This is a genomic window from Ralstonia soli (assembly GCF_023955655.1).
Taxonomy (GTDB): Bacteria; Pseudomonadota; Gammaproteobacteria; order Burkholderiales; family Burkholderiaceae; genus Ralstonia; species Ralstonia soli.
In genome coordinates this window covers 1-4,010 of the sequence record NZ_JAMXHT010000022.1, presented here as the reverse complement: position 1 = coordinate 4,010, position 4,010 = coordinate 1, and the positions used below count along the sequence as shown (strand labels likewise).

The window sequence follows — 4,010 nt, the reverse complement described above, 5'->3', positions numbered from 1 at the left end:
CGCATCGCGGATCATCGACAGGCGGCGGAACGCGCGTGCCGTCATGGCACCCACGATGAGTGCTGCCACGATGGCCACGCCCACCAGGGCGCCAATCGACGTCATCACGAGCGAGCGCATGCCGGCGATGGCGTCAGACTTGTCCAGCGCCACGACCAGGCCCCAGTCGGTGCCCGCCACGCCCTGGCGGTAGAGCAGCTTGGACGCGCCATCCACCGACACTTCCACCGGCTTCTCGGCTTGCGCCAGCGATGCCAGCGTGGCTTCGTTGAGGCTGGCCGACAGGTCGGTCGCGGGCTTGAGCGTGAGCTTGTCGTTCGCATGCGCAACGATCTTGCCCGCGGCGTTGACGAGGAAGCCGAAGCTGGCCGGCGTCGGGTGGATCGCCTTCACGTTGGCGATCACGTTGCTCATCGTCATGTCGCCGCCGATCACGCCCTTGATGCTGCCGTCGCGCAGGATGGGCACCGCGAACGTAACCACCAGTTGGCCCGTGCTCGCGCTAACTGACGGCGACGTCACCACCGGCTTGCCCGCCTCTATGGCCTGCTTGTACCAGGGGCGCGCGGTTGGGTCGTATGTGGACGGAAGGCCGGCAGGGTTCGAGAACTTGTAGGTCTTGTCGGGGTAGCCGACGTACACCTTGGTGAAACCGCCCGCATCGCTTACGGTTTTGAGCACCGGGACGGGATCTTCCGACAGTGCCACTTCTTGCAGCGCCACCATCATCTGCATTTTGGAGGCGATCCAGTCGTCAATGCCTTGGATGTGACCGCGCGCGACGGATTGCAGATTCTGGCGGATCGACTCGTCGTCGTACGAGCGGGTGACGAGGTAATTGAGGCCGCCGGCGAAAGTCAGTGCGCCGACCACAATGGCAACGCAGGTCAGCAGAATGCGGGTACGAATTGAAGTCAGCACGGTATGGTCTCCTGCGAAGCCATGACAGCAGCTCCGACATGTAATGCACGCGACAGCCGGCCAAGCCGGCTCACCCTCGCTTGATTACGGCGCACAAAGGGATATCTAAAGCGCGCATCGGGATGTCCTGCAGAAAAGGCACATACCTTCATTTCTGATGCGTCACACAATCAGAATCTTTAATAGTGGCGTGCTAGCTGCATCTCTACTTCACGGCATCACTAAACTCGTCCACGTCGGGTATGCGTGATTCATTGGCCGGTCGCCTTCGTCAAGGTCAGGCTCGCTGCTCGAGTGCCGTCTTTGTGGCGTGCTATCAGCCATTCAATCTTTGAATCCGTGGAGTCAGCTGTGAGAGACAATCGCGCTCTTGTGAGCAAATACATGAGCCTGCTTTCTGCGGGCCTCGCCTTCTGCCTGCTCTCGATGTCGCCCATCGTGGCCCAGGCGCAGGGGGCCGCCTCGTTGCCGCGCGTTGCAGTGCTGGCAACAGGGGGCACCATCGCAGGAACCGGGGGGAGCGAAACGCAAACCACGGGCTACAAACCGGGTGTGCTCACGGCTGACGTGCTGCTCAAGTCGGTCCCGTCACTCGGGAAAATTGCGCAGGTATCGGGGGAGCAGGTTTCGAATGTCGGTAGCGACAACATCACCAACGAGATCTTGCTCAAGCTCGCCAAGCGCGTGAACCAGCTTCTTGCGCAGCCGGACATTGCGGGTGTCGTGATTACCCATGGCACGGACACGCTGGAGGAGACCGCGTACTTCCTCAATCTCGTCGTCAAGAGCGACAAGCCCGTCGTGGTGACAGGCTCGATGCGCCCCTCGACGGCGATCAGCGCGGATGGTCCTAGCAACCTTCTGCAGGCTGTCACCGTAGCTGCGTCCCGTGAAGCCCGTGGCCGGGGTGTGATGGTCGTGCTCAACGACCGGATTGGCTCCGCCCGCTACACGACGAAAACGAATGCCGACTCGCTCGATACGTTCAAGGGCTTGGATGCTGGCTATCTGGGCATGTTGATCGACCAGGTTCCGCACTTTGAAACCAGCGTGACGAAGCAGCACACGACGGCAACGCCATTCGATGTTTCGAAGCTGGACGCGCTGCCACAAGTCGATATCGTCTATGGGTATCAGAACGATGGCGGATACATGTACGACGCTGCGGTGGCCCACGGCGCCAAGGGAATTGTTGTAGCGGGTGTCGGTGCTGGCAGTGAGTCGCTCCTCGTGCTGCCCGCCATCAAGAAGGCGATCGGCCAAGGTGTCGTGATTGTTCGCTCTTCGCGTACAGGCAGCGGCTTTGTACCTGCGGATCCTGCCTATCTGGGTCTTCTTGGCGACAGCCTGAACCCGCAGAAGGCCCGCATTCTCTTGATGCTTGCTCTGACTGTGACCCAAGATCAGTCGCGCATTCAAGAGATGTTCCACCAATTCTGACGGTCCACAACCCGACGACTGCATTGGGCGCGATGCTGCAGCATCGCGCCGCTCAACTTCTGCAGTGGAGCGCGACATGCGGTCTGCGCGCGACCAGTGCGGCGTTACCGATTCTCAGACAATGCTGAACATCTTTGTCTACGGCACCTTGCGTGCTGGTGAAACCAATGATATCCGCCATGCGGCCGCCCGCTATGGCCTTGCAAAACCCCGTTTGATTGGGTTCGCTTCAATGCGGGGAAAACTGTACGACTTTGGCCGCTATCCCGGCCTTGTCGTCGATGACGCAGGCATCCCAGTGATCGGCGAGGTGTACGAGATCGAGCGTGACCTTGTACCGATTCTGGATGAAATCGAGCAGGTCTATCCGGGTGTTGGCGGGCTCTTCGTGGGGCGAGATGTGAGGCTCCAGGTGACTGGTGAATCGATGATCTGCCGCTTCTATCCAGTTACGGCACCTTCAGTTCAGGGCACGGCGGAAATCGCCGGAGGTGATTGGGTCGCGTACCGGTTGTCGCGTTAGTCAAATACCACCCGTTCGCCGATAAGGTGCACCAGCCCTTCGCATGGCGCGAACATGGAACGCCATGTTTCCCGACCCTACTTCGGCCTACCTGCCACGACAAGCACCCAAGGTAGGTAGCCGGCACGCCGATCCCGCCCTTGCGAGATCGGATATCACCTTCAGCCCCTGCGCGACCTAGTATTAGGTTTGTTGATACTGCGGGATGACATGCTGTTTTCTTGAATTTGTCCCCCTACACTGGTTTCCAAGGCGGCGGCACGCCGATGCAGTTACCAGAACTTAGGGCGGGTGTTCAAAAGACCTTCAGGCGTAACACGCTCGGGTCAATTTTCAACACTCTCTCTAAAGAAATTTAATTAGAAGGAGACAATGACGTGAATCAAGCATCCCCTATCCGGGCGGTTCCATTTGAGAGCGTGCCATTCAGGCGCTTTCATCTGCATGTCGGATCATCCGCTTGCGGTGGTCAGTTTGCCGATGGTTTTGAGTTGGGAATTATCGGTCTTGCCATCGCTCTCGCTGCAATTCCCTTGAAACTTAACGCGGTCTGGATGGGGTTGTTGGGGGGCGCCGCTTTAGCAGGTCTTTTCCTTGGCAGTTTGGTTTCCGGCGTAATCGTGGATCGCATTGGCCGGAAGAAGATTTTTGCATACGACATGCTGTTTGCTGCGGTCATCTCCGCAGCCCAGTTCTTCGTCACGGATGCGTGGCAACTCTTGGCCTTGCGTTTCGCGCTGGGCATGGTGCTCGGATTCGACTACGTCGTGAGCAAGGCGCTGCTGACCGAACTCTCCCCGATCAGATTCCGGGGACGGCTGCTCAGCATCATGGCCATTGCCTGGGTGGCCGGCTACGCGTTCTCTTACGTCGTCGGTTTTCTCTTGCGGGACTTGGGGCCTGACGCTTGGCGATTCATGCTGATCGTGAGCTGCCTCCCAGCAACGTTGATCTTCATCTTCCGCCTCGGTGTGCCAGAGTCTCCGCTGTGGCTCATCAGTGTTGGCGCGCAGCTAAATTTGACCCACGGTTTTCATCTAAATTTGACCCACCCCGAGACGGCGTAAAGCGTTACTGCGGTGTGGATAACTCTTCGGTTTCTGCCTCCTTGGGGCCTTTTCGGCGG

General features: G+C 59.0%; 4 protein-coding genes. 3 read left to right on the top strand and 1 reads right to left on the bottom strand.

The features are described 5' to 3' along the window. Window positions 1-921 (bottom strand): cache domain-containing protein (locus NG900_RS26450; protein ID WP_252685354.1); only part of this gene is annotated, 921 nt, incomplete at its 3' end. Between the two features lie 384 nt (window positions 922-1,305). Between NG900_RS26450 and NG900_RS26445 the strand changes: the two genes are divergently transcribed. From NG900_RS26445 to NG900_RS26435, 3 genes are all read left to right on the top strand, one after another. Continuing rightward, complete coding sequence (locus NG900_RS26445) at window positions 1,306-2,361, top strand: type II asparaginase (protein ID WP_289814008.1); 1,056 nt, start codon at window positions 1,306-1,308, stop codon at window positions 2,359-2,361. A 121-nt stretch (window positions 2,362-2,482) separates the two neighbouring features. Beyond that, window positions 2,483-2,884: a gamma-glutamylcyclotransferase family protein gene (locus NG900_RS26440; protein WP_252685356.1), complete on the top strand. Its 402-nt coding sequence runs from the start codon at window positions 2,483-2,485 to the stop codon at window positions 2,882-2,884. Between the two features lie 377 nt (window positions 2,885-3,261). Then, window positions 3,262-3,951 carry an MFS transporter gene (locus NG900_RS26435; RefSeq protein WP_252685352.1) on the top strand — a complete coding sequence of 230 codons (690 nt, stop codon included), beginning with the start codon at window positions 3,262-3,264 and terminating at the stop codon, window positions 3,949-3,951. Window positions 3,952-4,010: the final 59 nt, after the last annotated feature.

Excerpts from the sequence above, each read along its gene's own strand:
- NG900_RS26445 (WP_289814008.1), top strand. The coding sequence starts at position 1,306 with ATGAGCCTGCTTTCTGCGGGCCTCGCCTTCTGCCTGCTCTCGATGTCG.
- NG900_RS26440 (WP_252685356.1), top strand. The coding sequence starts at position 2,483 with ATGCTGAACATCTTTGTCTACGGCACCTTGCGTGCTGGTGAAACCAAT.